The 25,512-nt window shown below is 49.8% G+C and carries 18 protein-coding genes; 9 read left to right on the forward strand and 9 right to left on the reverse strand.

Annotated elements, in window-relative coordinates:
• Positions 1 to 35: 35 nt before the first annotated feature.
• The 6 genes from BV405_RS02960 (at position 36) to BV405_RS02985 (ending at position 9,052) form a co-directional block, all read left to right on the forward strand.
• Positions 36 to 923 carry a (2Fe-2S)-binding protein gene (locus BV405_RS02960; protein WP_140054448.1) on the forward strand — a complete coding sequence of 296 codons (888 nt, stop codon included), beginning with the start codon at positions 36 to 38 and terminating at the stop codon, positions 921 to 923.
• Between the two features lie 112 nt (positions 924 to 1,035).
• Positions 1,036 to 1,800 (forward strand): ABC transporter ATP-binding protein, encoded by a 765-nt coding sequence (locus tag BV405_RS02965; protein WP_086479344.1) that lies wholly within the window; start codon positions 1,036 to 1,038, stop codon positions 1,798 to 1,800.
• Positions 1,801 to 1,860: 60 nt separating this feature from the next.
• Positions 1,861 to 2,823 (forward strand): ABC transporter substrate-binding protein, encoded by a 963-nt coding sequence (locus BV405_RS02970; protein ID WP_086479345.1) that lies wholly within the window; start codon positions 1,861 to 1,863, stop codon positions 2,821 to 2,823.
• On the forward strand, positions 2,823 to 4,934 hold the full coding sequence (gene fhuB, locus BV405_RS02975) for a Fe(3+)-hydroxamate ABC transporter permease FhuB (protein ID WP_245832221.1): 2,112 nt from the start codon (positions 2,823 to 2,825) through the stop codon (positions 4,932 to 4,934). The genes BV405_RS02970 and fhuB overlap by 1 nt, the downstream gene beginning before the upstream one ends.
• 104 nt (positions 4,935 to 5,038) lie before the next feature.
• Positions 5,039 to 6,859, forward strand: a complete 1,821-nt coding sequence (locus BV405_RS02980) for an ABC transporter ATP-binding protein (protein ID WP_086479347.1) — start codon at positions 5,039 to 5,041, stop codon at positions 6,857 to 6,859.
• A gap of 87 nt (positions 6,860 to 6,946) precedes the next feature.
• On the forward strand, positions 6,947 to 9,052 hold the full coding sequence (locus BV405_RS02985; protein ID WP_086479348.1) for a TonB-dependent siderophore receptor: 2,106 nt from the start codon (positions 6,947 to 6,949) through the stop codon (positions 9,050 to 9,052).
• A gap of 85 nt (positions 9,053 to 9,137) precedes the next feature.
• Here BV405_RS02985 and BV405_RS02990 read toward each other — a convergent pair whose 3' ends face one another.
• The 8 genes from BV405_RS02990 to BV405_RS03025 form a co-directional block, all read right to left on the reverse strand.
• Positions 9,138 to 10,979, reverse strand: coding sequence for a V-type ATP synthase subunit A (locus BV405_RS02990; protein ID WP_086479349.1), 1,842 nt, complete (start codon positions 10,977 to 10,979; stop codon positions 9,138 to 9,140).
• A complete protein-coding gene (locus tag BV405_RS02995; protein ID WP_086479350.1) occupies positions 10,979 to 11,674 on the reverse strand; it encodes a DUF2764 family protein in 696 nt (231 codons plus the stop codon). Before BV405_RS02995 ends, BV405_RS02990 begins: the two co-directional genes overlap by 1 nt.
• Complete coding sequence (locus BV405_RS03000) at positions 11,674 to 12,357, reverse strand: ATPase (RefSeq protein ID WP_086479351.1); 684 nt, start codon at positions 12,355 to 12,357, stop codon at positions 11,674 to 11,676. Before BV405_RS03000 ends, BV405_RS02995 begins: the two co-directional genes overlap by 1 nt.
• 27 nt (positions 12,358 to 12,384) lie before the next feature.
• A complete protein-coding gene (locus BV405_RS03005; protein WP_086479352.1) occupies positions 12,385 to 12,831 on the reverse strand; it encodes an ATP synthase subunit C in 447 nt (148 codons plus the stop codon).
• The gene (locus BV405_RS03010) at positions 12,819 to 14,600 is read right to left on the reverse strand and encodes a V-type ATP synthase subunit I (protein WP_086479353.1); all 1,782 of its coding nucleotides are present in this window, start codon (positions 14,598 to 14,600) and stop codon (positions 12,819 to 12,821) included. Before BV405_RS03010 ends, BV405_RS03005 begins: the two co-directional genes overlap by 13 nt.
• Complete coding sequence (locus tag BV405_RS03015; RefSeq protein ID WP_086479354.1) at positions 14,597 to 15,202, reverse strand: V-type ATP synthase subunit D; 606 nt, start codon at positions 15,200 to 15,202, stop codon at positions 14,597 to 14,599. The genes BV405_RS03010 and BV405_RS03015 overlap by 4 nt, the downstream gene beginning before the upstream one ends.
• Positions 15,203 to 15,215: 13 nt before the next feature.
• Positions 15,216 to 16,613, reverse strand: coding sequence for a V-type ATP synthase subunit B (locus tag BV405_RS03020; RefSeq protein ID WP_176330025.1), 1,398 nt, complete (start codon positions 16,611 to 16,613; stop codon positions 15,216 to 15,218).
• A 232-nt stretch (positions 16,614 to 16,845) separates the two neighbouring features.
• Entirely contained in the window at positions 16,846 to 18,477 is a 1,632-nt protein-coding gene (locus tag BV405_RS03025) for a diguanylate cyclase domain-containing protein (protein ID WP_086479356.1), read from the reverse strand.
• Positions 18,478 to 18,701: 224 nt separating this feature from the next.
• Between BV405_RS03025 and BV405_RS03030 the strand changes: the two genes are divergently transcribed.
• The gene (locus BV405_RS03030; RefSeq protein WP_086479357.1) at positions 18,702 to 22,397 is read left to right on the forward strand and encodes a hybrid sensor histidine kinase/response regulator; all 3,696 of its coding nucleotides are present in this window, start codon (positions 18,702 to 18,704) and stop codon (positions 22,395 to 22,397) included.
• 313 nt (positions 22,398 to 22,710) lie between these two features.
• On the opposite strand, the gene BV405_RS03035 is transcribed toward BV405_RS03030, so the two are convergent.
• Positions 22,711 to 23,415: a hypothetical protein gene (locus BV405_RS03035; protein ID WP_086479358.1), complete on the reverse strand. Its 705-nt coding sequence runs from the start codon at positions 23,413 to 23,415 to the stop codon at positions 22,711 to 22,713.
• Between the two features lie 344 nt (positions 23,416 to 23,759).
• Here BV405_RS03035 and BV405_RS03040 point away from each other — a divergent pair, with 344 nt between their 5' ends.
• Both BV405_RS03040 and BV405_RS03045 read left to right on the forward strand, forming a co-directional pair.
• On the forward strand, positions 23,760 to 24,749 hold the full coding sequence (locus tag BV405_RS03040) for a metal ABC transporter solute-binding protein, Zn/Mn family (protein ID WP_086479359.1): 990 nt from the start codon (positions 23,760 to 23,762) through the stop codon (positions 24,747 to 24,749).
• Positions 24,749 to 25,495 (forward strand): metal ABC transporter ATP-binding protein, encoded by a 747-nt coding sequence (locus BV405_RS03045; protein ID WP_086479360.1) that lies wholly within the window; start codon positions 24,749 to 24,751, stop codon positions 25,493 to 25,495. The genes BV405_RS03040 and BV405_RS03045 overlap by 1 nt, the downstream gene beginning before the upstream one ends.
• Positions 25,496 to 25,512 lie beyond the last annotated feature (17 nt).

A 25,512-nucleotide genomic window follows, 5' to 3' on the forward strand; every position in this document is an offset into this window, starting at 1 on the left:
TAAGCTCAGAGTCCGCACGCAAGAAACTCTCAGAAATGGAACGGGACCGATCCATTCAGGGGCTTCTACAGCTTATCCGCCACTATCTGCCCAGCATGGTGCTTGATCTCCAGCCAGCTTCCGACAAGGAGCTAACGGCTACCGAGGCAAACCACAAATTAATCGGCCAGCTTTATCAGGCTATTCAGCAATCGGAGCCAGATGCAGGCCGTTTCTACTGGAGTGCACAGTGCTGGAATATGCTGTGCTGGCAGCCGGTTATTCTGAGTATGGTTTCAGCCAGCCAATTCAGGCTCATTACCGATGTGAACCAGATGGGCCAGAGAGTTCTGGGCGCTGGGGTCGCAGGCCTGTCCATTCCCCATAGTGCATTCGCCATAACACCTGAATCTTATTCAGAACATTCTGATACCGAGAGCTCTACTGCAGAGAGCCCTGATATAAAGAATAAAGATCTCTCTTTGATACACACAAGCGGATCAAAGCTCAGAGAGCTGCTCGAAAGCCTGTTAGCTCTCACCGCAGAACACTTCCCCCTCAATCAGAATTTGGCCAGACGCCTTTTTGCCGACCGTATGCTGAGCACGCTTTTACTTCTCCAGCGTCTTAACAACCAGGGTGTGTTTAACGAAGCCAGCAATCAGCACACAGAAGCTCTGGCACAGCAATGGCTTGAAGCAACAGAGCTTAAGGGGGCAAGCGGCCTGATGCGGATCGACTTTACCTTCAACACAGCCAGCAACACCGCCAACGACACAGATAGGGACACCCACAATCAGGCTAATGAGCGTCTCGCTCTGAACAGGAAGGGATGCTGCCAGCATTTTCGTAAAAGCGATGGAAAAGTCTGCGCCAGTTGCCCGAAGAATAAAATGCCGGAACGTATTCAGCTCATTCAGCAAAGCTGGCGAGAGGCGGGTTAAGTAAAACCCTATCTGTTTCATCAGATATCGACACCAAAAAAGACTCACTCAATGCCAGTGTTAACGACACCAACCAATACAAAGACTATTTAAACGAAAGGCAGGAAGAAGCATGTTGCACCTGAAGGATATCCGGGTTGAGCGGCAGGGGAGAACCATCCTTGCCATTGACGATCTGGCGCTTAACGAAAACGAAATCACCGTAATTCTTGGGCATAACGGCTCGGGAAAATCGACCCTGATGAAGCTTCTGGCCCGTCAGATCGGCCCTGATCAGGGACAGATCCTGTTTGACGGAGCGCCACTACAGGCGATGAGTCAGAAAAAACTGGCCCGAAATATCGCTTACCTGCCACAACATCTGCCGGTTGCCGACGGACTCAATGTCAGAGAACTGGTTCGGTTGGGACGCTTTCCCTGGCGGGGCCTGCTGGGTCGCTGGCAAAGTGATGATGAACACATTATTGATCAGGCGATTTCCGATACCGATCTTGATGCTTATCAGGGCAATACTGTCGATCAGATGTCCGGGGGCGAACGTCAAAGAGCCTGGATCGCCATGCTACTGGCTCAGCAAACACCTTATATGCTGCTGGATGAGCCTACCTCTGCACTGGATCTGTCCCATCAATACGCGCTGATGAGCCTGCTTTACCGGCTAAACCGGGCAACAGGCCGGGGCGTGGTGATTATTCTGCACGATATCAATCTGGCCGCGCGTTTTGCCGATCGTATTCTGGCCCTGAAGCAAGGGGTCGTCATTTTCGACGATAAGCCTCAGGCACTGATGAATAGTGAAAGTCTGACAGCGCTTTACGACCTGCCGATTCAGACTCTTCAGCATCCTCAGGGGCACGAAGTCGCCATTGTTGCTTAGCATTCTAAAAACTCTAAAAAACTGAAAATCTCCGAACTTCCATGAAAGCGCGAGTAAATCATGACCTCATTCTCAATTAAACAACTCAGCCAAAAACTTACTGCAGGACTGGCTTTTGTCTTAATCGCAACATCACAGGCCTTTGCTGTGACAGTGGAAGACAGTCTCGGCAAACATGAATTTTCACAGCCAGCGACACGAGTGATAACCCTGAACTGGGGCGCAACGGAAGAGGTTCTGGAACTGGGTGTTACTCCTGTCGGTATCGCGGATATTCAGGGATACAAAACCTGGGTCGCAAGACCGGAAGTTCCCGACGGTGTGATTGATGTTGGCACCCGCGCAGAACCTAACGTGGAGCGTCTGGCTGAGCTTAAACCGGACCTCATCATCGTTGGCAGCATGCAGCAGGATATGGTTGCAAGACTCAGCCCGATCGCGCCCGTCCTCTATTTTGATAATTATCGGGCTGATCACAGCAATATTCAGGCGATTGAGCATTCTTTTATCGAGTTGGGGAAAGCCCTGGGCAAAGGGGAAGAGGCAAAAAACAGACTCAAAGAAAGAGATCAGATACTTGCCGACCTTAAGCGTAAGGTCTGGCAGCACTTTAACGGCCAGCCACCAAAGGTTGGGGTTGCCCGTTTTGGAGATGCGAATCACGCTCGTGTTTACGGTGACAATTCCATGCCGACAGCAGCTCTGGATGCTCTTGGCCTGAAAGCGGCTCTTGATATCCCAAGCACTACATGGGGACAGGTGCAAAAGCCGATTCGGGATCTGGCCTACCTTGACGGTGTACTCCTGTATATCCGACCGCTACCGAACGAAGATGAACTCTTCAAACGTCCGCTGTTTCGTATGATGCCTTTTGTATCAGAAGGCCGTATAGCCCCCGTGAAAGCAACCTGGACCTACGGAGGCGCCCTGTCGATCCGCTATCTGGCAGAGCACTTTGTTGATGCCCTGACCTCCATGCCAGCAGATATTCAAACAGCAAAATCCCACGGAGCTGCTAACTGATGGGAGGACAAACATTGTCCCGGCATCACTCCGGACAAGAATCTTTAACGACGGCATTTTTCTCCAAAGCCGCCAGGAACCCCGTAACGGCCAAACCTGCCATGGGGTTTGCGCTGGGTATTATCGCGCTCTTGGCCATCAGCTTATGGCACCTTCAGACCCGGACCCAACTGCCATTAGCAGATCAGATAGGGCTGTGGCTTGGAACTCCGGCCGAGAGCTTCAGCAGCTTTGAGTATCTTTACAGTGATATGCCAAGGCTGTTGATGGCGATTATGGCCGGTGCGGTTCTTGGCCTTGTGGGCAGCATGATGCAGCAACTGCTGCAAAACCCTCTGGTTTCACCCATGACTCTGGGTGCCTCCTCTGGCGCCTGGCTAGGACTGGTTGCGGCTTCTGTTCTCGTTCCGGGTCTTGCGGTCATCTACAGAGAGTGGTGGGCGCTGTCCGGTGCGGTTCTGGCAACAGGGCTCTGTCTTCTGGTGGCACGCCGATCCGGCTTCAGAGGCCCGCCTATTGTGCTTTCCGGCATGGCAGTCAGTTTGCTCTTTGGTGCACTGGCTTCAGCATTGGTTCTGCTGAATGATCAGTATGTACGCAATCTCTTTATCTGGGGGGCAGGGGATCTTGCTCAGGGCGACTGGAAAGAAGTCCTCTGGTTGCTGCCCCGACTGACACCTGTGCTATTGCTGCTTATTTTTGCTCATCGTCCACTGATGCTGATGCGATTAGGGGATCAGGGCGCCCGAAGCAGAGGCCTGTCTTTAATCCCTGTGATGATTGCTCTGCTGCTGATCGCGCTATGGTTAACCGCAAGCGTGATATCCACTGTCGGTCTGATCGGATTTATTGGCTTACTGACGCCTCAAATTGCACGACCGTTCTGTGGCCAATCCGCAAGGCAGGAGATGCTCGCCAGCGCACTCATTGGGGCCTTCCTGCTTTGCCTGACCGATATCATCGCCTTAAGAGCGACGGACTTCTTCGGTCAACTCGTTCCCAGTGGAGCGGCTGCAGCACTGATTGGCGCACCTGCTCTGATTATTCTGGCGATGAAACGCAAAAACAGTGAGAAAACGCCGTCAGAAGCGATTCGACATGACAACGCCTTCTCAGATCACGCTCAACAGCCTTGGCTGCTGCGTTCACCTAAAAAAGCCCGGAGCATTATCGCTCTGACAGCGATAGCCATTCTCTGTCTGGCATTTTTTGTCTTTCCGAAAACGGTACTGAACGCGGGGCAGGCCCAAACGGTTTGGGGCTGGTTCTGGCCAGAGGGCTATCTCTGGCAATTACGTTGGCCAAGGGTTCTGACCGCTATGATGGCAGGGTTTGGCCTGGCGGTTGCCGGTACGGTGCTTCAGCGCCTGATTCGTAACCCTCTGGCAAGCCCGGATATTCTGGGGCTTTCAGCCGGGGCAACCCTGAGCATCGTGGTTTTTATTCTGATTTTTGGTGCGCAATGGCTGATTTTCAGCCCGTTAATCGCTTTTGGTGGCAGCTTTGCGGTACTGGCTCTCTTGCTGTTTCTGGGTAAGAAACAGTCCTTTACGCCAGGAATAATGGTATTGACCGGGATAGCTCTGACAGCTCTGCTGGATGCCATTCTGCAATTTACTCTGGCAAGCGGCACTGAGGAGGTCTTCTCGCTGCTGTTATGGATGTCTGGCTCGACCTATAAGGTTACAGACCAGCAAGCCATCATTCTCACCGTTGGCGTACTGATACTCTCAGTCTTAACACTGGTCTGGCACAGAGCGCTGACACTTATTGCGATCAGCGATGATGTTGCACAGGCACGGGGCATTAATCTGGGTAAAACCCGGGGCTGGCTGCTCACCCTGATTGCCGGTATCTGCGCGCTGATTACCGCGGTTATCGGACCGGTCTCCTTTATCGGGCTGTTGTCGCCCCATCTGGCGAATCTTTTGGGGGCAAAGCGCATTCTGCCTCAAATAGTGCTTGCCTCAATTGCCGGGGCGTCGTTGCTGGTTTTATCGGACTGGGTAGGGCGGGTTGCCCTTTATCCGGTACAGATCTCAGCAGGGGTCATAGCCTCTCTGATCGGTGGTAGCTACTTCATCTATCTGTTAACCCGTCAAAAACTTTGATCCATCATTCACTCAACCACTATTAAACAACCACGGACACAGCGGGAGCTATCAATGCAACCTCCCCCTGTGTCCGTTTCACTATGAACCCCACAGGAAATTCCATGTTCCGACTTTTTGAACGTTTAACCGAGCCATTTCCTCAGGTGTCACCGTCACTTGAGGAAAAAGGGCTGATTACTTTTTATCGGCAGTACAGTCAGGGCTATACCGGTGTGCTTCTGGCGCTGGGTTCACTGACAGCAGCCATTGCCATTATTGAGCTGATCCTCTTTGGCTTTATTGGAGAACTGGTGGATTGGCTCGGGCACCGGGATCCTGCGACGCTCTGGCGGGAAGAGTCCTCAACACTGATCAGCATGTCGATACTGGTATTAGTTGCACTGCCTGTTGCGGTTGTTCTGCACTCGATGCTGTTCCATCAGAGCATTACCGTTAATTTCTCTATGGCTGTTCGCTGGATGGCACACCGCAGGCTGCTGGATCAGAGCTACAGTTTTTATCAGGATGAATTTCCCGGGCGTTTAGCCGCAAAGGTCATGCAAACCTCAGAAGCATTCCGGGAAAGCCTGGTAAAGCTGATGGAATCCCTGCTTTATACCGTGATCTATGTAGGCGGGATGCTTTATCTGATGGCCTCCGCGGATTGGCGACTGTCTATCCCTCTGTGCATCTGGGCGATCTGTTACCTGTCACTTATGGCGCGAGGGTTGCCGAATCTTAAAGCACGGGCGCAGGAGCAAGCGGATGCGCACTCGGTGATGACAGGGCGTCTGGCTGACAGCTATACCCATTTCAGCGCGGTAAAACTCTTTTCCCATGCCGGTCGTGAGTCCGATTATGCTAAAGAGGGCATGAATCAGTTTCTGAATGCGGTTTACCCCCTGATGCGGGTCGTTACCAGTCTGAATGTCTCGGTCTGGCTGCTGAATGCCGGGCTGATTTTCGCCACAGTCGCCTTAGCCCTTTGGCTTTGGAGTCAGAACAGTGTCACCACCGGGGCAATCGCTGTAGCGATGGCGCTTACGCTCCGACTCAAAAACCTATCTCAGTTCATTATGTGGGAAGTCGCAGCCCTGTTTCGTAATATCGGAGCAGTTCAGGATGGCTTTAAAACCCTGGCCCGACCAAGTCAGGTTCAGGATCATTCTGATGCTGAGACACTGAAAATAGGGCAAGGGGAGGTTCGCTTTAACCAGATCAGTTTTGCTTATCAAGCTGAAAAGCCAGTCTTCCGGAATCTAAACCTGACAGTTAAGGCCGGAGAAAAAATCGGTCTGGTGGGGGCATCCGGTGCAGGAAAATCCTCTCTGATCCATCTTTTGCTTCGCTTTTACGATCCGGATCAGGGTGATATCTCCATCGACGGCCAAAATATCCGCCGGATGACCCAGGATAGTGTTCGGGGCGCTATTGGCGTTGTGAGTCAGGATACAGCTCTGCTACATCGATCCGTCAGGGAGAACCTCTTGTACGGGCGCCCCGAAGCCACCGAGGATGAAATGATAGAGGCCTGTAAACAAGCTCAGATTCACGATGTCATTATGGATCTGGTCGATGCCGAAGGCAGAACCGGCTACGACGCGTTTGTAGGTGAACGGGGCGTTAAACTTTCCGGCGGACAGCGTCAGAGGATCTCTATAGCCCGGGTTCTGATCAAAGATGCCCCTATTTTAGTGTTGGATGAAGCGACATCTGCATTGGATTCCGAATCAGAAGCTGCAATTCAGGAGCAACTGGAAACACTGATGCAAGGGAAAACGGTGATTGCTATTGCACATCGATTATCAACCCTGTCCGTGATGGACCGCCTTATTGTGCTCGACAGAGGTGAGATCAAAGAGGAGGGTAGCCATAAACAGTTAATAGCAGCTGATGGCCTGTACAACCGCCTCTGGAAGCGACAGACAGGAAATTCTATCTAGTGATTGATAATTATTAACATACGTTAATGATAACGATTTTTATTTAATGTATCGTACCCCTCTCAACACAGGAGGGGTATTTTTTAAATGACGTTCAAAAAGCATTACTTAGCACAAAGCATCAGCCTTATTTTGCTAACCTCAGTTGCCGCATCTGCCTCTGCAGAAGACCAGGCCGCTGTGAAGCTGGACACCCTGGAAGTCAACGCTCAGGACAATAATCCTGATAGCTATACCGCACCGGACGCGGCCACAGCCACCAAGATGAATCTCTCATTGCGTGAAACTCCTCAGGCGGTCGCCGTCATTACCCAAGCCCAACTGGACGACTTTAACGCTAACGATCTGAATGCAGCGCTGGACCTGACTGCCGGGGTAACCGTTGAACGTATCGAAACTGACCGTTCTTACTACACCGCCCGTGGCTTTGATATCACCAATTTCCAGTTTGATGGCGTTGGCCTGCCGACCAATACCGGTAACCTGTATGGCGATATCGACAGCGCTATTGCTGAACGAATCGAGGTTCTCAAAGGCGCTAACGGCCTGATGTCCGGCACAGGTAACCCGTCGGCAACGGTTAACATTATCCGTAAGCGCCCGACGGAAGAGTTTGCTGCATCTGCCAGTGTTTCCGCTGGTTCCTGGAGTCAAAAACGTCTGGAGGGTGATATCTCAGGTAGCCTGACTGAGTCCGGCAATGTCAGAGGACGCCTGGTTGTCGCAGGACAAGACGGCGAGTCTTATCTGGATCGCTATGAGAAACAGCGTAGCCTCTTTTACGGTGTCCTCGAAGCCGATATCAGCGACTCCACAACAGTGACTCTTGGCCATTCAACCCAGGACACACATGCTGACAGCCCTATGTGGGGCGCATTAACCCTCAATGACACCGACGGTAATGCTTTTGATTATGATGTTTCTGCCAGCACAGCCGCGGACTGGGCATTCTGGGATAACAAGGTTGATAGTAGTTTTGTCGAACTGAAACAGGATCTACCCGCAAATTGGCAGGGCACCGCTGTACTGAACCGTACAAAACGGGTCTCAGACAGTAAGCTGCTCTATGTTTATGGCTCTATCGCAGCCGATGGTTCCGGTGCGGTTGCCTATCCCTCGCTGTACGACAAGACGGAAACAGAAACCAGCCTGGATATATACGCTACGGGTCCTTTCCAGTTTGCCGGACGCAGCCATGATGCCATTGTAGGTATTCAGATTAATCGTTCAGAATCTGAGGAGGAGTCCGTTTACGCCAACCCTCGTACCTCTGGTACCAATCTTGATGATGTTCTGAACGGTAATGTTGCAGAAGTTGCTATTGATGGCTCAACCAGTGGCGGCAAGTGGGATTATGCTGGTGAAAGCCTCTATGGAGCAGGTCGTTTCTCGATAACGGATCAGCTGTCCGTTGTTGCCGGGGCAAGAATCAGCCAGCTCGAGATTGAAGGTGAGTCCTACGGCAAGACCAAAAACAGCTCTTTCAAAGGTGAAGTTACCCCTTATTTAGGCACTGTTTTTGATCTGACCGACCAGCACTCACTTTACGCCAGCTATACACAGATTTTTGATCCGCAAACGGAGCTTGATGTTAACGGTGACCAGCTTGATCCGGTTAAAGGTTCGAATGTCGAGTTTGGTATCAAGTCTGAATTCCTGCCGGGTATTATCGCAACGGCTTCGGTTTTCAAAAGCCAGCAAGATAATGTGGCTGAAGAAGTTGGCAAACACAAGAACCCTGACGATAGCGAGGGAGATGCATATTATCGAGGTATAGATGGGGTGACCAGTCAGGGCTTCGAGGTTGATATCGCTGGTGAACTGCTGCCAGGATGGCAGGTTAGCGCAGGCTACTCGAAGTTCAAGGTCGAAGATGCCGATGGGGAAGAGGTGAAGAAGGAAGTCGCCAAGGAGATGTTTACCGCATCCAGCCAGTATCGTCCAGGTGTCCTTCCTGAACTGAAAGTCGGTGCTAATGTTAAATGGCAGGGTGAAACGGAAAACACCAAAGTTACCCAAAAAGCTTACACACTGGTTAATCTGATGGCTGGTTACGATCTGACCAAGAACCTTAACGCTTCTCTGGCAATCAACAACCTGACCGATGAAAAGTACCTGAACAGCCTCTATTGGGATCAGGCTTTCTACGGTGCTCCACGTAACTTTATGGCAAAGGTTAACTGGACATACTAAAAGCTCGCACTCAACGAGCAGGCAAATAAAAAGGGAGCCCTTGGGCTCCCTTTTGACGTCTGACTCGCGCTTCACATCGAGCTGATTACTCTTCAGCAAACATGCTTTGATTCAGCGGGAAGTGATTCAGATTATGGATCTCTTTCCAGTAACGCTTAAAGTCCGGGCCGTCTTCATGACTGTAGTTCAGATTTCGGAAGAAACCCGCCAGCTTAGTGAAGTGCTCACGGATCGTATCCTTGTCATCCATCTTCGGATGCTCAAACAGACAGCGTTTCAACAGACGGAAAACCCGCATCTGACGCTTCATCGGTGTGGAGGCGTCCACATCATCAAAAGCATCCTGCTGCAGATACACCTGATCCAGACACTGGGCGCGATTAAAGGTCAGGAAATCCTGCAGTGTGACACCTTCTTCACCGGTTACCTGCATCATCTGCTGGATATCTTCACCCTGAGTCAGCAGTTTTTGCATCTGCTTCACATCATCAACCCACTCAGCATCCAGATGCTCGCCATACCAGCTGCTAAGCTGCTCCAGATAACGGGACCAGGAGATCAGTGGGTCAACAGCCGGGTAAGCACGCTTATAAGCCCGGTCAGCACTTAAGCCCAGGAAGGTTTTAACCGTACGCAGAGTAGACTGAGTAACAGGCTCTTCAAAGTTACCGCCGGCAGGAGATACCGTACCGATCAGGGTAAGACTACCTTGCTCACCCTCGTTATTTCGAATCAGGCCAGCACGCTCGTAGAGGCTTTTCACCGAGGAGTCCAGATAAGCCGGGAAAGCTTCCTCACCCGGAATCTCTTCCAGACGACCTGAGGTTTCACGCATCGCCTGAGCCCAACGGGAGGTGGAATCAGCAATCAGCAGGGCGTTATAACCCATCTGACGGTAATACTCACTCAAAGTAATGCCGGTATAGATAGAGGCTTCACGAGCCGCTACCGGCATCGATGAGGTATTACAGATGATGATGGTACGATCCATCAAAGTGCCACCCTTCGGATCCGGCAGGGCAGGGAACTCAGTAATCGTCTCCACAACTTCACCAGCACGCTCACCGCATGCAACGATAATCACGATATCAACATCGGAGAAACGTGAGATCAGACTTTGCAGAACCGTCTTACCGGCACCAAAAGGTCCCGGGATACAAGCAGTACCGCCTTTGGCAATAGGGAAGAAGGTGTCGATCAGGCGGATAGAGGTCAGCAGTGGCTGTTCCGGATATTCACGCTCGCTGAAACGCTGAGCCAACAACGGCTGACAAACAGGAATGCGAACCGGCCATTTCTGCTGCATGGTCAGCTCGTGCTCTTTGCCTGAAGTATCTTTAATACGGGCTATCGGTGTCGTGGTAGTGAAAGTACCTTCCTGAATCCAGGTGACTTCCACTTCGCCCCTCTGGTTAAAGGGCACCATAATCTTGTGCTTAAAACGGCCTTCCTGAACATGACCAACAGGGTCGCCGGCTTTCAGGCGACTGCCAACTTTAACGGTCGGCTGGAAAGCCCACTGTTTCTGACTGTCGATACCTTCAACCTGCAGACCACGGGGCAGGAAGAAGCCATGTTGTCCGGCAATAATCTCCAGCGGGTTCTGCAGACCATCGTATACCTGACCCAGCAAGCCAGGTCCAAGGGTTACAGAAAGCATCTGACCAGACTGACGAACCGGATCACCTACCGCAACACCACGGGTATTCTCAAATACCTGCACATCAGCTTCACCATGACGCACACGCAGTACTTCTGCTTGCAGGTATTCCTGACGCTCATCCGACGGTACTCGCGATGGGCAGATATAAACCACTTCGTTTTTAATCAGAGGGTAGAAGTTACCCTGCTCATCCTTTTCCAGTTTCAGGGTAACAATATCGTCCCTGACACCGGTTACGCGGGCTGTAATCTTTACATCCTTCATTAGGAAAGTTCCTCAAAGGCTGATTCTATATGTTCCCTGATGACAGGTGCGTCAATCAGCACCTCAGCCATAGACTCAAAGGCTTCAAGCGCCTGATCGGCATCATTTTGGATCTGTTTCTCTGCCAGTCCCCAGCGGAGTACAAAGCAGATAACCGTTTCAATGGAGAAATGATGGCTTCGTTCGATGCGCAACAGGTTCTGCCAAAGCCAATTATTAACCTGACGTTCAACTTCCCCGGCCGCACCTTTCTGCATCAGTGGTTGGAGTTCAGCCAGAAGGGGAAGAGCCGTTTCCAAACCAAAAGCCGGTTCATGCCAATGCTGACGGATTCGCATCGTCCAGCGCCCCAGGCCATAAAACTGTTCCGGCCCTTTATCGCCCTGTTGTCGCTGACGAAGCGCCGCTAGCAGGCTTTGCCACTCCAGACGGCTCTGAATACACTGACGAATCTCTTCGGATTCAATCTGAGTAAGCTGATATTGCCACTGATATACCAGCTTCTGATCAGAAAGCATCTCCGGCTGTTTAGAACCAAAGTAATAGAGGCTTTCTGCCAGTTTTAACTGTTGCTGATCTTCATCCGTAAGCATGGTCAGGCGACGATCCAGGGCAATCCTTGAGATCGGCATCTGTTTACACTTCGCCAAGGTCGGCAGGTCAGGCAATGCGGTAACCAGGGTGTAGTAGCTCACTAGCGGATTACTCCCTCAAGCAGTGCACGGAAGCGGGGTTGCAGGTGTCTCAGAAGGAGCTGAGAAACTGCAGAATCGGTAAGATCCACCTCAACCTCTTTACCTACCAGACGAACCCGAATACCTGAGCCGGTATGGGTGTTAAAGCTGACCCCATCCCGCAACAGCTCAACAGACAGCGACTGAACAAACTGACTCAAACGGCCTGTTTTGTATTCATCTGCATTTCGGCGTAGCTCATCCAGTCCAATCACATTTTCCGGCAACAGCACTTCAACCTGCTCAGCTTCATCAAGGCCCGCTGATTTGGCGGTACGTCCCACCAGCTCAAGAACCATACGCTGAACAAATTCAGGATTATTCATCTGCTGTTCGATAAGACGTTCAACCTGATCGGTAAAACTGCGCGCCAGGCTTTCCTTAACATCCAGCAGGAGATCACGGGCTGCCATTTTCAACGCGTCTTCACCAGCCTGTTGCTTCTGGGCAACATCACGCTTGGCTTTGCTGATCATGGCATCCGCTTCTTCACGGGCCTGTTTCAGTAGCAGGTCAGCTTCTTTTTCTGCATCACGCAGAATCTGTCCCGCTTCTGAACGGCCTTTATCAACACCCTCCTGACGAAGCTTATCAATTAAGGCTTCGATACCGGATGAGGCGTGATTCTTTTCAATCTCAGTCATAGCGGACTTCTCCCTGTTTTAACCGGATCAGGCTGGTACGCCAGCACTGATAACCAGAGCGAAGATAAAGGCGAAAACCGCAAAACCTTCAACGATAGCCGCTGGAGCCAGAGACATACCGAAAATTTCAGGACGGATCTTCGATACATTGATCGCAGAGGCACAGCTTCGGCCCTGATAGATGGCACTGAACATCAGAGCCAGACCACACAGCAGACCAATCGCTGCCAGACCCGGAGCATTACCCAGCGTCAGTTCACGGTTCAGAGCAAACATCACAACGATGCCGTAAATCGACTGAGAGGAGGGCATTGCAGAGATACCGATGTAACGCCCGTGACCCGTTTCTGTTTCCAACAGCGCTCCGGCAGCGGCCTGACCCGCCAGGGAGCAGCCAATCATGCTGCCTATTGCACCCATCGCCATAGGACCGTACAAACCTGCCCATCCCAGGGCCAAGATCAGGTTATCCAAGGTGTTACCTCCTGTTTTGAAAACGGCTGGAAGGGGTAACCTTCATCAGCCAAACTCCAGTTATAAAATTCGATCAGATTAAGACGTAAGCCGTGAATGACACCGCTTACTACGGTAAGGACGAAATTGAGCAGGTGGCCTGCCAGTAAGATCAGAATGTGCAGCAGTAAACCGATACCCGGCAGTGCATTACCGACATCCGCAGCCAGTTGATTAAAGGTGATGGCCAACGAGGCACTAGCCAGTCCCAGTGCGAACAAACGCAGATAACTGAGCACATCGCCGAAGATTTTGGTGACATTGGTCAGCGCCAACAGGCCGGAAATCAAACGACTGACACTGAAGCCTGTATCCGGTGTGGAAAAGAGCAATACCATCGCAAGGCCAGCACCAAATACCGACCAATCCAGAGTAGTGAACTCAGTCAGCCAACCTGAAAGCGCCACAGCAACCGATAAAGCCCATCCCAAAGAAGAGAGACTTTGATTACTGCCACGTCTCACCCAGGCCATCAGCAGGTTTGCCAGCACCAGATGCAGCGCACCGATAGAGATCGATAGCTTCATCATGGCGTCGAAGTCATTCAGATCGAGCAGCTTCATCTCACCTAAAAGGGAAACAGGCGCTGATGCACCGAAATAACTACCGACGATCACGCCCCAAAGAACACCAGCTCCCGTCAAAGCAGCGCCCATGGCTCTTAAACGACGACCGGTTTCAGTGGCTTCCATCGCTTTCCATTTCCAGGCGATTACAGCACCAAACAGCAGGGAATAACCTGCATCGGACATGATGATGGCGAAGAAACTGACAAAGGAGAAAAAGACCACGCGGGACGGATCCCAACTACGGTAATTTGGCGTTTGGAAGAAGCTCACCACTTCCTGTCCGCCACCGTAAATCTCAGGGTTTTCCAACAGAGTAGGCGGAGTCTCATCATCTGCCGGATCCTCTTCCAACAGAACCAGACCATGCTCCTGAGCAAAAGCTTCTAATTCAGGCAGATCACGAACGGCAACCCAACCCTGAAGAGCAAAAACTTCACCGTAGTCACGAGTCTGACCAGAGACCTCATCCAACAGCGCCTGATTCTCTGTGCTGGCAACGCTTTGCTGTAGCAGGAAAATCCAGCGGGTAAGGGCTTCACGCTCACCTTCAGCGGCTTCCAGCTGAATTTCGGTTTCTTCAAGCTGCTCTTTCAGTTCACTGAGGGGCACATAACCGGTATGGGTACGGGGAACCGGCATGATGTTGGCGTCAGGTTCATCCGGAGCAATAACCACGATATAGGTATGACGGTTATCCCGATGCACCTGCATCCAGGGCAGATGAGAGGCTTCGACATCCTGCATCTTGTAGTTCGGTATCAGATAGAACCAGAGCTTTTCGTGATTCAGATCCGCAAGATCCGGCAGGGTAAACTCACCCCAGGGTTCCAGATCTTTGATGCGCTTATCCAGAAAGTCCCGTTTCTCACTTAAACGAATGCGATTCTGACGGTTCTGATCAACCTGATGCAGTACCTTATTAAGATCCAACTGGTTATCACGGGTAACCTGACGGCGCTTCTGAGGGCTACTCAACAGATACTGCAAAGAGCGCTTGAGAAGTTCCGGGTTGGTGTCTTCGACATCCGCACTTTGTTTGGCGGAAATCTCCGTTAACGGAATCACATGCATCAAACCAAGCGCCTGAATCGCATCCAGGGTTTCGGTCTTGTCCTGACTCATGCCAATAACAGAGGCTTTTTTAAGCTTAAGAATACTCATGCCATACCTGCCTTAAGCCGCTTATTCTTGGCAATTTTCGAGGTCACAACACCGGCGCGTTCACTGTCAGACAGCGCAATACGGATTTTGCGGATGTTTTTCTCAGCCTGAGGGATCAGAACCTTATCAAACAGGTTAAGACGTTGTGTGGTTTTGCGAAGACCGACCTCAAGCAGCTCCAGACGTTTGGTCAGAACCTGCTGTTTGAGCTGCAGCTCAACACTTTGCTTTAGCAGAATAACCAAGGGATCAAGCCAATGTTCTGTCGCCAGAGAGGAATAGGGGCGAACCTTGAGTGCAACACTCTCAAGCTCCGGTAGGCGTATTCCTACCAGATTGATCTGCCGGAGCGAAAAATCCTCTATCACCACCAGATCGCTCACACTGCCCTGATAATTGGACAGCATCGGCAGTTGTTCGCGTACCTGTTGACGAAGGCTCAGCAAGGTATCTTCAAGATCAGCCTGCGCTTTACGGGAGTTAGCCCGCTCAGCCAGAAGCTGTTTCCGTTTGAGATCCAGAGCGGGAACAAACTTCCGGTAGGCTTTAACTTTGCGACCTTCCTTGTTGAGGGTACTTTTATTCAGTGCCAGCTTACCCACGCTTTAACTCCTGTCAGGCGTTTTCGGGGGAGTGTTCTTGTTCGCTTGTTGGCGAGCTACCATCGGATTTTGGAAAGTACTTATCGATCAGATTCTGCTTCATCAGCAGCTCTTCTTCTTTAAAGCACTGCGCCAGAATCGACCAACCGGTATCGAGAGCTTCCTCTAATGGCATACTGACATCGATATCCATAAAGGTTTTCTGGAACAGGCGACCGAACTTGAGTACCCGCTCGTCAAATTCACTCAACTCGAAGGACATCGCCTGTTTCTGTTCAGCATCCTGAGAAGCTGCATAGAAACGAATCAGGGTATTCATGATCTGGCTGTGATCCTCGCGGGTCACTTTGCCGATCACGTGCTGCTTCAGACGGGAAAGAGAGCCAAAGGGGTCAATCACGCCATTGTGCAGATAGAACTGGCCTTCGGTGATATAACCTGTGTTGTCCGGAACCGGGTGGGTCACGTCATCGCCCGGCATAGTGGTTACCGAGAGAATAGTTACCGAACCAGCACCTTTGTAGTCACAGGCTTTTTCATAACGACGAGCCAACTGGGAGTAGAGGTCACCAATATAGCCACGGTTGGACGGCACGTGCTCCATGGAGATACCCACTTCTTTCAGAGCATCGGCATAAGCGGTCATGTCCGTCAGCAGCACAAGAACACGTTTACCTTCGTTAACGGCGTAGCGTTCAGCCACCGCCAGCGCCATATCCGGTACCAGAAGCGCTTCAACAGTCGGGTCAGAGCCCTGATGCACAAACATCACGGTGCGGGCAGAGGCTCCGGCTTCCTCAAAGGTTCGCTTAAAGAAGTGGTAGTCATCGAAGATCAGGCCAATACCACCAAACACTACGATATCCGCATCTGCCTGAGCACCAATACGTGCCAGCAGCTGGTTGTAGGGTTCACCTGCGACAGAGAAGATCGGAATTTTCTGACTTTCAACCAGACAGTTGAACACATCGATCATGGGCACATCGGTGCGGATCATTCGGGATGCAAGAATACGGCGGGCCGGGTTTACGGTAGGGCCATCAATCTCGATACGGGGCTCATCGGTGAGAGCAGGACCGCCATCGATTGGCTCACCGGTACCGGAAAAAGTACGCCCCAGAATATTAGGGGAGAAGGTCACTTCCATTGGACGACCAAGGAAGCGAACCACAGAGTGCGTTGAAAGTCCCTTAGTGCCAGAGAAAACCTGCAGAGAAACTTCTTCACCATCCAGCAGAATCACCTGAGCGGTGCGGGGCAGAATAGCCTGTCCTTCATCCTGACTTTCGATCAGAGCAAGATCGCCAAAACTGATCTGGGACGCACCGCTTTCAGAGGTAGGCACATGAACTTTGACGATATCGCCAACAATTTCAAGAATTCGGGAATAGCGAATCAATAGCTGGGACACAACTACCTCCATGTATTGTCAATCGGCTTAAAAGGCTGCCAAACCAAAAAGATAGCACATTACGCAGGTGCAATATCGATTAAGCATACCCTAAATAATTAAGATGACTCCAAGATTACGGTTACAATTTGTCTCAGATATTGATCTGAGCCATACCGTGAAATCTAATAAGGGTCTCCGGTAACCCTTTTACGATTCAATATCTTAGAGATCAGGCTTCCTGCCAGAGATCTTATTGTACATCAGCAGGAATGGCCGCCTGAGTCACGACGCGGTTTCTACCGGATTCTTTGGCCTGGTAGAGTGCTTCATCACCTTTTTTGTATGTCTCAGAGACCTTGGCAGCACCCTGTTTCAGATAAAGACCAAAGGAGGCTGTCACAAAGGCAGATGCCGAGTTGTAACGGTGTTCGATCTCAAGAGACTCGATCGCCGCGCGGAGTGATTCAGCAACATCTTCAGCCTGCTGCTGGTTGCCGGCTTTGTAGAGCAACGCAAACTCCTCACCACCGAGGCGATACGCGAGAGCAGACAGCTTCTTGGCAAATGCAGAAACACAACCGCCAATTCTGATCAGAACATCATCACCAGCCTGATGACCATAGTTGTCGTTGTAGCCTTTGAAGTGATCCACATCGAAGATCAAAAAAGCAAGATAGCCATCCGATTGAGCAACTTCTGCGGACACGCCTGCAAACGCTTCGTTAAAGTGGCGGCGGTTATAGAGCCCGGTCATCGGGTCTGTTACCGACAACTCCTCGATATACTTTTTATCCGTAATATCCTGACGAATCGCCGTATAGCCAACAATGATACCGTTGGCGTCAAAGAGGGGATCGATATGCACATCCACCCAGTAATGAGTACCGTTTTTTTTGCGATTTTTTAACTCGCCCTGCCAGCTTTTGCCGGCACTGATGGTTTGCCAGAGCTCTTTATAGATGGCGTTTTTCATATCCGGATGGCGAACAATATTGTGATTACGACCAATCAGCTCTTCACGGCTGTAACCTGAGATATCACAAAAAGCCTGACTCACACTTCGGATAATGCCAAATTCATCGGTACTGGAAGTGATAATGTAACGATCGACAGTTTCCGCGTAGTTCTGAATCTGCTTATATCGGATACGGTTACTGACCTGAGTAACTAAGCGACTGGCCAACTCCTCCCGGGAGAAAGGCTTAACAACAAAATCGTTTACGCCGGACTTCAACAACTTGGCATCAAAAGCAGGTCCTTGCTCGACCAGGGTAAATAGAACAGGTAAAGCCAGCTCATCATGTTCGTTTCGGATTGCGCTGACCAGGTCTAATCCGGAGCCATCATTGGCCAGTTGCTGATCACACACTACCAGTGCGATATCTTTATGAATTTCAAGCTCGGCTTTTGCCTGTTCAAGACTGGAAACAAAAATCAGGTTGAAACGATAGGGAAGCAGGTGATTTGCGACTATGGATGATTCTTTGTCGCAGCCATTGGCAACCAGTACCTTCATACCCTGAGTAAACAGCATCAATTCCGCCAGACGAACCGCATAGGTAATATCATTGCGGCTCTCTTTAATGACATAGTCGACTATGGGCAGAGAGGTGATAGAAGCCTGCAAACTATCGGCAAAAGAACCGGTCAGAGAAACAACAGGAATATCCAGACCAATCAGCTTGTAGATCACTTCGCCGCTGCTGGCATCGGGCAGCACGAGATCTGCAATCGCTACAAAGTATTGATTCTGTTCCAACAGCTCAATCATCTCCGCCATGGTTGCCGCATGATGCACTTCAAAATAGTTATTAACTGCCAGTTCACGGGAGATGGCTTTAGCAAAAAGTTTACTATCTTCAATCAGCAAAAGTTTTTTCATAGTGACCCAAACAAAGTCTTGTCTAAAATAGAGTTAGGAGCCACCTGGAACAGGCTTTTGCTGGCATCCATTTGATTCATGCTAAAGTAGCGAAATATTAAAAAAAAGCATCATCGAATGTTTTTTTGTTTATAAGTATCTTATCATGCAAATCCCGTACATCTTGCAAGGTTTTATTGCTCACTAGCGCTTGATTTTTAAGATTTATTTACTCAGAGATTGCGATGGTTAAAACAGCGACAACCCGAACATTAACCCAAAGATTGACGGGTTGCCTGAATCGCCCTCTGATCCGCAACTCCCTGCTGATCACGACCCTTTCAGCCCTGATGCTGCTTTTTCTGGCGGCATACCTGACCGTAGACAAACTTAAGAAGCTACAGCTTTTCAGTCACGATCTCCAGCAGGCTTACGCACTGCAAAACACCGCGATTCTATTGGCTAAGCGCCGTGGTATTCAGGCTATTATTGGTTCCGGCGATATCGAAAGCAGCCTGCTGGCAGATAAAGCCCGCCTTGATCACATGCTGACCTACAGCCTGAAACCCCTACTGCACGACGGCGAACATCTGGAAGGTCTGCCGTTAAAACACGCCGATGAACTGAGAGACTGTCTTGCCACTAACTGCTTCGGCAACCGTGCACTGGCAGGTGAAAAAAGCTTTAACCTGCACTCGGTATATATTCGTGATCTGCTGGAAGACTCTGAAAACATACTACTCACACTGGATCGTCATCCGGACACCCTTAATGACGGTCTGATCCTTAAATCGACCCAGTTGATCATCGATACCTCTTTTTACGCAGAGTACGCAGGTCAACTAAGAGGGCGCTTTTCTGCTCGCCTTGCGGAAAGCAGCCAGCTGGACCCCGTTCAGCTGCAACAAGCCCGAACCGCCCTTCAGGAAAGAAGTCTCGATTTCAGAGAACTGGCCCGTGATGCGATTGTTCAGGAGATGGGGTTAGCCAGTTACGCTGCGAGAAATTACCGTCACTATCAACTGCTTCAAGAACGGGTCGACCAGCTGATTGCCGGTGGTGTCAATGTCAGCAGCACCGACTTTTTCGATACCGCAACCCGCTTTATTGAAGACATCCACTTTCTGAGAGACCAGATTCATCAGCATCTAAGTAATCGAATCAGCAACAGTATTGACCAACAGAACCAGCAGCTGGTCAAAATTGGCGTAGGTGCCTTTGTCCTCTTTATGGGTCTGATCAGCCTCTTATTGGCTAGATTTCATGCTGAGCACCAGAAAACCAAAATTCGTAATCTTGAACTGGGCTTTTTGAAAAAAGCTCTTGATCAACATGCCATTGTCAGCATGACAGATGCCAAAGGTGATATCACATACGTCAATAAAAAATTCAGTGCCATCAGCGGCTACGAACCTGAAGAGATTATTGGTCGTAATCATCGCATCATTAACTCTGGTGTACATAAGAAAGAATTCTTTAAGAAGCTCTGGGACAGCGTACACAACAATAAACCCTGGTCCGGCGAAGTATGTAACCGCACTAAAGAAGGCGATCTTTACTGGGTTTTTGCCACCGTATTGCCGCTTTACAACGACAAAGATGAGCTGGTATCGATTATTTCGGTGCGTACCGACATTACCAACCAGAAACAGAGCGAAGCACTGCTACAGAAAGAGAAAGAGAAAGCGGACGCTGCAAACAAAGCTAAGAGTGATTTTCTGGCTAACATGAGCCATGAAATTCGCACCCCGATGAATGCCATTATCGGCATGACCCACCTGGCACTTCGGGATAGCACTGATGAGAAAAACCACAACTATCTGAACAAGATTAAGCTCTCAGCAAACAACCTACTGGATATCATCAACGATATTCTTGATTTTTCTAAGATTGAAGCAGGCAAAATTCATATAGAAGAGATTCCTTTCTCACTGAACGACACCCTGAAACAAGTCGTTGAAGTCAGTCAGGTCAGAGCCAACGAGAAACAGCTTCCGATCCGTTATTTCGCACCAGAAGATCTGGTTGGAGAGTGTGTTGGTGATCCACTGCGTATCAGTCAGATTCTGCTTAATCTGCTGAGCAATGCCGTGAAATTTACCGACAACGGCTATGTGGCACTGGATGTCCATCAATCGATTATTGACGATGAGAAGGTATCACTGACCTTCTGCGTCAGTGATACCGGTATCGGTATCTCAAAAGAGAAACAACGCTCCTTGTTTGAAGCCTTCACTCAGGAAGATACCTCAACGACCCGCCTGTACGGTGGAACCGGGCTTGGACTCTCTATCAGTCAGGAACTGGCCAGACTGATGGGCAGTCATCTGACCGTAGAATCCGAACAGGGCGAGGGGAGTAGCTTCAGCTTCACTTTAACTCTGGATCGCTATAAAGCCGATGAAACGCCGCAAAGACCCCTGAGCGAATTGCGCGCCCTTTATATCGATGATGATCCTATTGCTCTTGCGGCCATTAAACGCCTTTTTGAAGCTCAGGGTATCCAACTTCACTGCTCCGATGATGCAAGAAGCGGTTTTGAGTTTGTCATGAAGCAAGCTCAGGATCCGCAAACGGCCCTTGACCTGGTGCTGGTTGATCAACAGATGCCGGAGATGGATGGCACCACTATCGCCCGCGAATTGCAGCGACAACTCGCGGGGCATCAGCTGCCGAATCTGGTGCTGCTGACAGGTCGTGATGAGCATGATCTGCAATCGATTCTTGAAGAGAAACTCTTCGATACTATCTGGCTTAAGCCGGTATCTGCCTCAGAGATTCTGGATAGCCTGCAAATGTTGTTTAAACAAAACCGCAAGGGACTATCCGGCACACTCAATACGCCTCTGAACGAAAACAACATCCACCAGCTGCTCGGGGCAAAAGTACTGGTTGCCGAAGACAACCTGATCAATCAGGAAGTGATTACCGGCTTGTTAGAGCCTTATGGTCTGGAATTAACCATCGTTGAAAACGGTCAGGAGGCGATAGACGCCATCAAGGAAAACAGTTACGACCTGATTCTGATGGATGTCCAGATGCCGGTTATGGATGGCCTGGAGGCAACCCGCCAGATCTGCAGCCTGGGACTGATCAAACAGCCTCCAATTATTGCAATGACAGCAAACGCTATGGAAAGTGACCGTCAGGACTGCCTTCGTGCAGGCATGTCAGATCACCTTAGCAAACCAATTGACCCATCACGGCTGCAAAGCATGCTTTATCAATGGCTTAAAAGGGAAGAGGGCTCAATCGCCATAATTGAGAGCAAGAAACAGCTGCAACCGGATACCAACGACCAGCAGATGCCCCCTTGCTTTATTGAGGGCGTAAATATGGCCGTTGCCTTTGCATCGGCAAATAAAGACCCGCGTCTGCTTCAAAAGCTCTTCAGCTCATTTGTTGACCAGTACCGTGAAATAGAGTTGGCTGAAGCCCGTCCGGATGAACTGGCAAGGCAGCTACATACCCTCAAAGGACTTGCGGGAACCCTAGGTATGAGTGAGCTTCATATCCTTGCCTCAACACTTGAACAAGAACATAAAAAACAAGGCCACATCGAGCCAGATCGGATAAAGCTGATCGTTCGTGAAGTTTCCCGACTGATAGCTTCTATTGATAACTGCCTGAATGAACATGGCGAATCACCTAAGATGGAAGAGATCATAGAAACACCAGACATTTCACCGGCTGAAAATGATCTTTCCATGCACCAACCCAGAATTGAAAACGAGCCTCATACCAGAACCAGTGAGATCGCCGATAAGCTACTGGCACAGCTGTCTGATGGAGATTCCGAGGCTCAGGAAACTGCTCTTGAATTTATGCTCGCGATGCAGGAGACAGCACAAGCCGCTGAAGCCGCTCAGATTCTTGAACTGACCGATAGTTTTGATTTTGATCGGGCGCTGACAATTCTGAAATCGTTGGAACTGAACTAAGCAGTGAGCTAAACAGGTTAAGCTGTGTTCCGAAGCTGGCAAAAAGGAAAAACAACAAGCACTGTGGAAGGAATATGGCAAAAGTTATTGGCATCAAGCCGAATTTACACAGCTTAGCCCCTCTATCTACAAACCGCCCAAACATTGCATAATGTATATTATGTTAAATTAGATGATAATACAGCAGGTATTCAACCAGATCTCTTGCCAACTCCTTGCCTATCCAGACTATAACCTGAACGCACATCAGTCTTGCTTAGCCGTAGACTCATCCATGAGTCATTCACTCACTTTAGCTTACGGCTAAAGCGGCTTATTTTTTCTTCTTAACGTCTTTGTGAATCTCTTTCACGACCCCTTTTGCCAACGGGATCAGAAAAATATCACTGTTCTCGATCTCATCTGGGGTAATGCCCATGATGTAGGCATTGCTCAGACGAAACTCTTCTTTAGAACGGTAGCTGACATAAGTTTGCCAGAATGGCTTATCTTTACGGTTACGGGCATCAATCTGCAGGTTCAAAACCGGCTTAACCTCATACACCTTGGTATTCATTAGCTTGCCACCAAGTGTCGTCTCAGATTTTGAGCCGTAATAGATATTGCCGTAAAGGTCCATGGTTGCACCCTTAAACTTCTTATAGGTGAAACGCACTTCGCTCAGCTCAGCGTTATCGTTGTAAACCATGTTGATATCAGCATCTTCAGACGCAACCAACGGAATACCTGTCGCCTGACGAATCCCCTGAACCAGAATCTGTTCAAACTCTTTCAGCTGAGCTTCAACTTTTTTCTGTTCTTCCGGATCCATCGCCTTATCCAGCGAATCAGCCAACTTCTGCAGCTTGGTCAACGCACCAAGATCGCCGCTTTGCGCTTCATCAGCACCATCGCGCAATGGCTCAACATCGATACGAATCGTTTGCAGGTGAACATCACCTTGATAGTTATGGGTTAATGGCTGACTGGCACAGCCTGCAAGCACTAACGCTGCCGCAATTGCAAATACGCGCAACATTTTCGGGTTCTCCTGGAACATTTATTTTTGGAAGTACTATTTCACGTTTTCAAGCGCAAAATATTAATCAAACTATAGCCATTTTTTATTTTTGAATCATTGAGTTATCGCGGCTTAAGCAATAAATGTTCATTTTTACCGCCACATTACAGATTCCTATACCACCAAGCTGAAAATTTCCTCAGAAATGGAAAATCTAACCTGACGCAGATCATGTTATGTTGTAACATTAGCTTTCTGATCAGGCTGAGTTTTAAGTCCCAATACAAAACCTGCCTCTACCCGTCTTTTAATATCTGAATCTTTCGCACCGACTGCTTACTGGTGCAGGAGTTTACTGTTTCATGTACCGGATCTTTGCTGATCAAATTCATGCTGTTTTTGTAAAGAGCATTATTCTTCTTGCGGCGGTTTTATGCGCTGGTATCGCAACAGCCGCTGATAAACCTTTGGTTTTTGTCAGTGTGACGCCACAAAAATACCTGCTGGAAAAAGTGGCGGGAGATACCATTCAGATCGAAGTATTGGTTCAGCCCGGTCATAACCCCCATAGCTATGATCCAACAGCACGTCAGATGGCACGACTGGCTAAAGCCAAACTGCTGATGACCACAGGGGTGCCTTTTGAGCAGGTCTGGCTACCAAGAATTCGTCGCTTAAACCCTGAAATGGCTATCATCGATACTCTGGAAGGTATCGTTGAACAAAAGCCGGCTTATCCTGAACATAAAGACGATCAGCATGATGAAACTGCTCATGATGATCACGACGAACATTCCCATGAAGCCCATGAACATGAAGAAAAGCACGGACATAAAGATCATGACCATGAGGGACACGACCATGATAGTGATGATCCTCATGTCTGGATGGACCCGATAAAGGCAACTGCACAGGCTCGTATTATGGCCAACGCATTGAAAGCGGCTCAGCCTCAGCATGCAGCAATCTATGAGCAGAACTATCAGCAGTTGGCTTCTGAATTTAAAGCCCTCGACCACGAGATCCACGAAGCTCTGGAAAATTACGAAGGTCGCACCTTTATGGTTTTCCACCCGGCGTGGGGACATTTTGCAGCCCGTTATCATATTGAGCAGGTTGCCATTGAATACCAAGGCAAATCCCCTTCCGCCCGCCAGCTGGTTAGCCTGTCAGAGAAGGCCAAAGCCGAACAGATTAAAGTGATTCTGGTGCAGGAACAGTTCAACCAGAAACCGGCAGAAAGAATTGCAGATAATATCGGTGCACGCGTGGTTAAAGCAGATCCCCTGCCTGAAAACCTGCCTCTTGCGATCCGTCAACTCAGCCAACAACTGCTGGAGTCCTGGCAATAATGGGCCGTTTTGCGAAAAATATTGTTGAGTTTGATAGCGTCAGTTTTCGCTATCAGGCCTCCCCTGTTCTGAATAAAGTCACCCTCGCGGTTCGTGAAGGTGAATTTCTCGGGCTGGTAGGCCCCAATGGCGGCGGTAAAAGTACGCTGCTCAAACTCATCATGGGGCTGATCAAGCCCGACGAAGGTTCGGTGCGTATTTTTGGTACATCACCAAAGAAAGCCTCGCGCCGCGTCGGTTATGTGCCTCAGTTCGCAAAATTCCCTAACGATTTCCCGATTACCGTTGAAGAAACCGTGCTTATGGGGCGGATTCAACCCGGTCGTCTCTGGCAGCGCTACAGCAAAGAAGATCGGAAAATTGCTCACAAAGTGATGTCGGAAACCGGTGTAGCCGAGTTCGCGAGCCGTACCATTGATCAGCTCTCCGGCGGTCAGCTGCAAAGAGTTTTGATCGCCCGTGCACTGGCAACAGAACCCGAACTACTGCTGTTAGATGAGCCAACGGCCAGTGTCGATTCTCATCAGGAGAAAGGTGTCTTTGAACTCTTCAAAGAGTTGAATAAGCGTATGTCGATCATCGTGATCTCTCACGATATCGGTTTTATCACAGATTACGTGGATCGGGTTGCCTGTCTGAATAAAGAGCTGCTTTGCCATGAAACCCACGCCATTACACCGGATGTGATTGAGCAGATGTACGGTGATCACGTGCACATGATTCACCACCACTCCCACGCGATCTGACGGCTAACGCTACCTGA

Source organism: Oceanospirillum sanctuarii (assembly GCF_002150805.1).
GTDB lineage: Bacteria > Pseudomonadota > Gammaproteobacteria > Pseudomonadales > Halomonadaceae > Oceanospirillum > Oceanospirillum sanctuarii.

Excerpts from the sequence above, each read along its gene's own strand:
- BV405_RS02970 (WP_086479345.1), top strand. The coding sequence starts at position 1,861 with ATGACCTCATTCTCAATTAAACAACTCAGCCAAAAACTTACTGCAGGA.
- BV405_RS03030 (WP_086479357.1), top strand. The coding sequence starts at position 18,702 with ATGGTTAAAACAGCGACAACCCGAACATTAACCCAAAGATTGACGGGT.
- fhuB (WP_245832221.1), top strand. The coding sequence starts at position 2,823 with ATGGGAGGACAAACATTGTCCCGGCATCACTCCGGACAAGAATCTTTA.
- BV405_RS03000 (WP_086479351.1), bottom strand. The coding sequence starts at position 12,357 with ATGACTGAGATTGAAAAGAATCACGCCTCATCCGGTATCGAAGCCTTA.
- BV405_RS03025 (WP_086479356.1), bottom strand. The coding sequence starts at position 18,477 with ATGAAAAAACTTTTGCTGATTGAAGATAGTAAACTTTTTGCTAAAGCC.
- BV405_RS02990 (WP_086479349.1), bottom strand. The coding sequence starts at position 10,979 with ATGAAGGATGTAAAGATTACAGCCCGCGTAACCGGTGTCAGGGACGAT.
- BV405_RS03040 (WP_086479359.1), top strand. The coding sequence starts at position 23,760 with ATGTACCGGATCTTTGCTGATCAAATTCATGCTGTTTTTGTAAAGAGC.
- BV405_RS02965 (WP_086479344.1), top strand. The coding sequence starts at position 1,036 with ATGTTGCACCTGAAGGATATCCGGGTTGAGCGGCAGGGGAGAACCATC.
- BV405_RS02985 (WP_086479348.1), top strand. The coding sequence starts at position 6,947 with ATGACGTTCAAAAAGCATTACTTAGCACAAAGCATCAGCCTTATTTTG.
- BV405_RS03035 (WP_086479358.1), bottom strand. The coding sequence starts at position 23,415 with ATGTTGCGCGTATTTGCAATTGCGGCAGCGTTAGTGCTTGCAGGCTGT.
- BV405_RS02980 (WP_086479347.1), top strand. The coding sequence starts at position 5,039 with ATGTTCCGACTTTTTGAACGTTTAACCGAGCCATTTCCTCAGGTGTCA.
- BV405_RS03010 (WP_086479353.1), bottom strand. The coding sequence starts at position 14,600 with ATGAGTATTCTTAAGCTTAAAAAAGCCTCTGTTATTGGCATGAGTCAG.
- BV405_RS03045 (WP_086479360.1), top strand. The coding sequence starts at position 24,749 with ATGGGCCGTTTTGCGAAAAATATTGTTGAGTTTGATAGCGTCAGTTTT.
- BV405_RS02960 (WP_140054448.1), top strand. The coding sequence starts at position 36 with ATGGAACGGGACCGATCCATTCAGGGGCTTCTACAGCTTATCCGCCAC.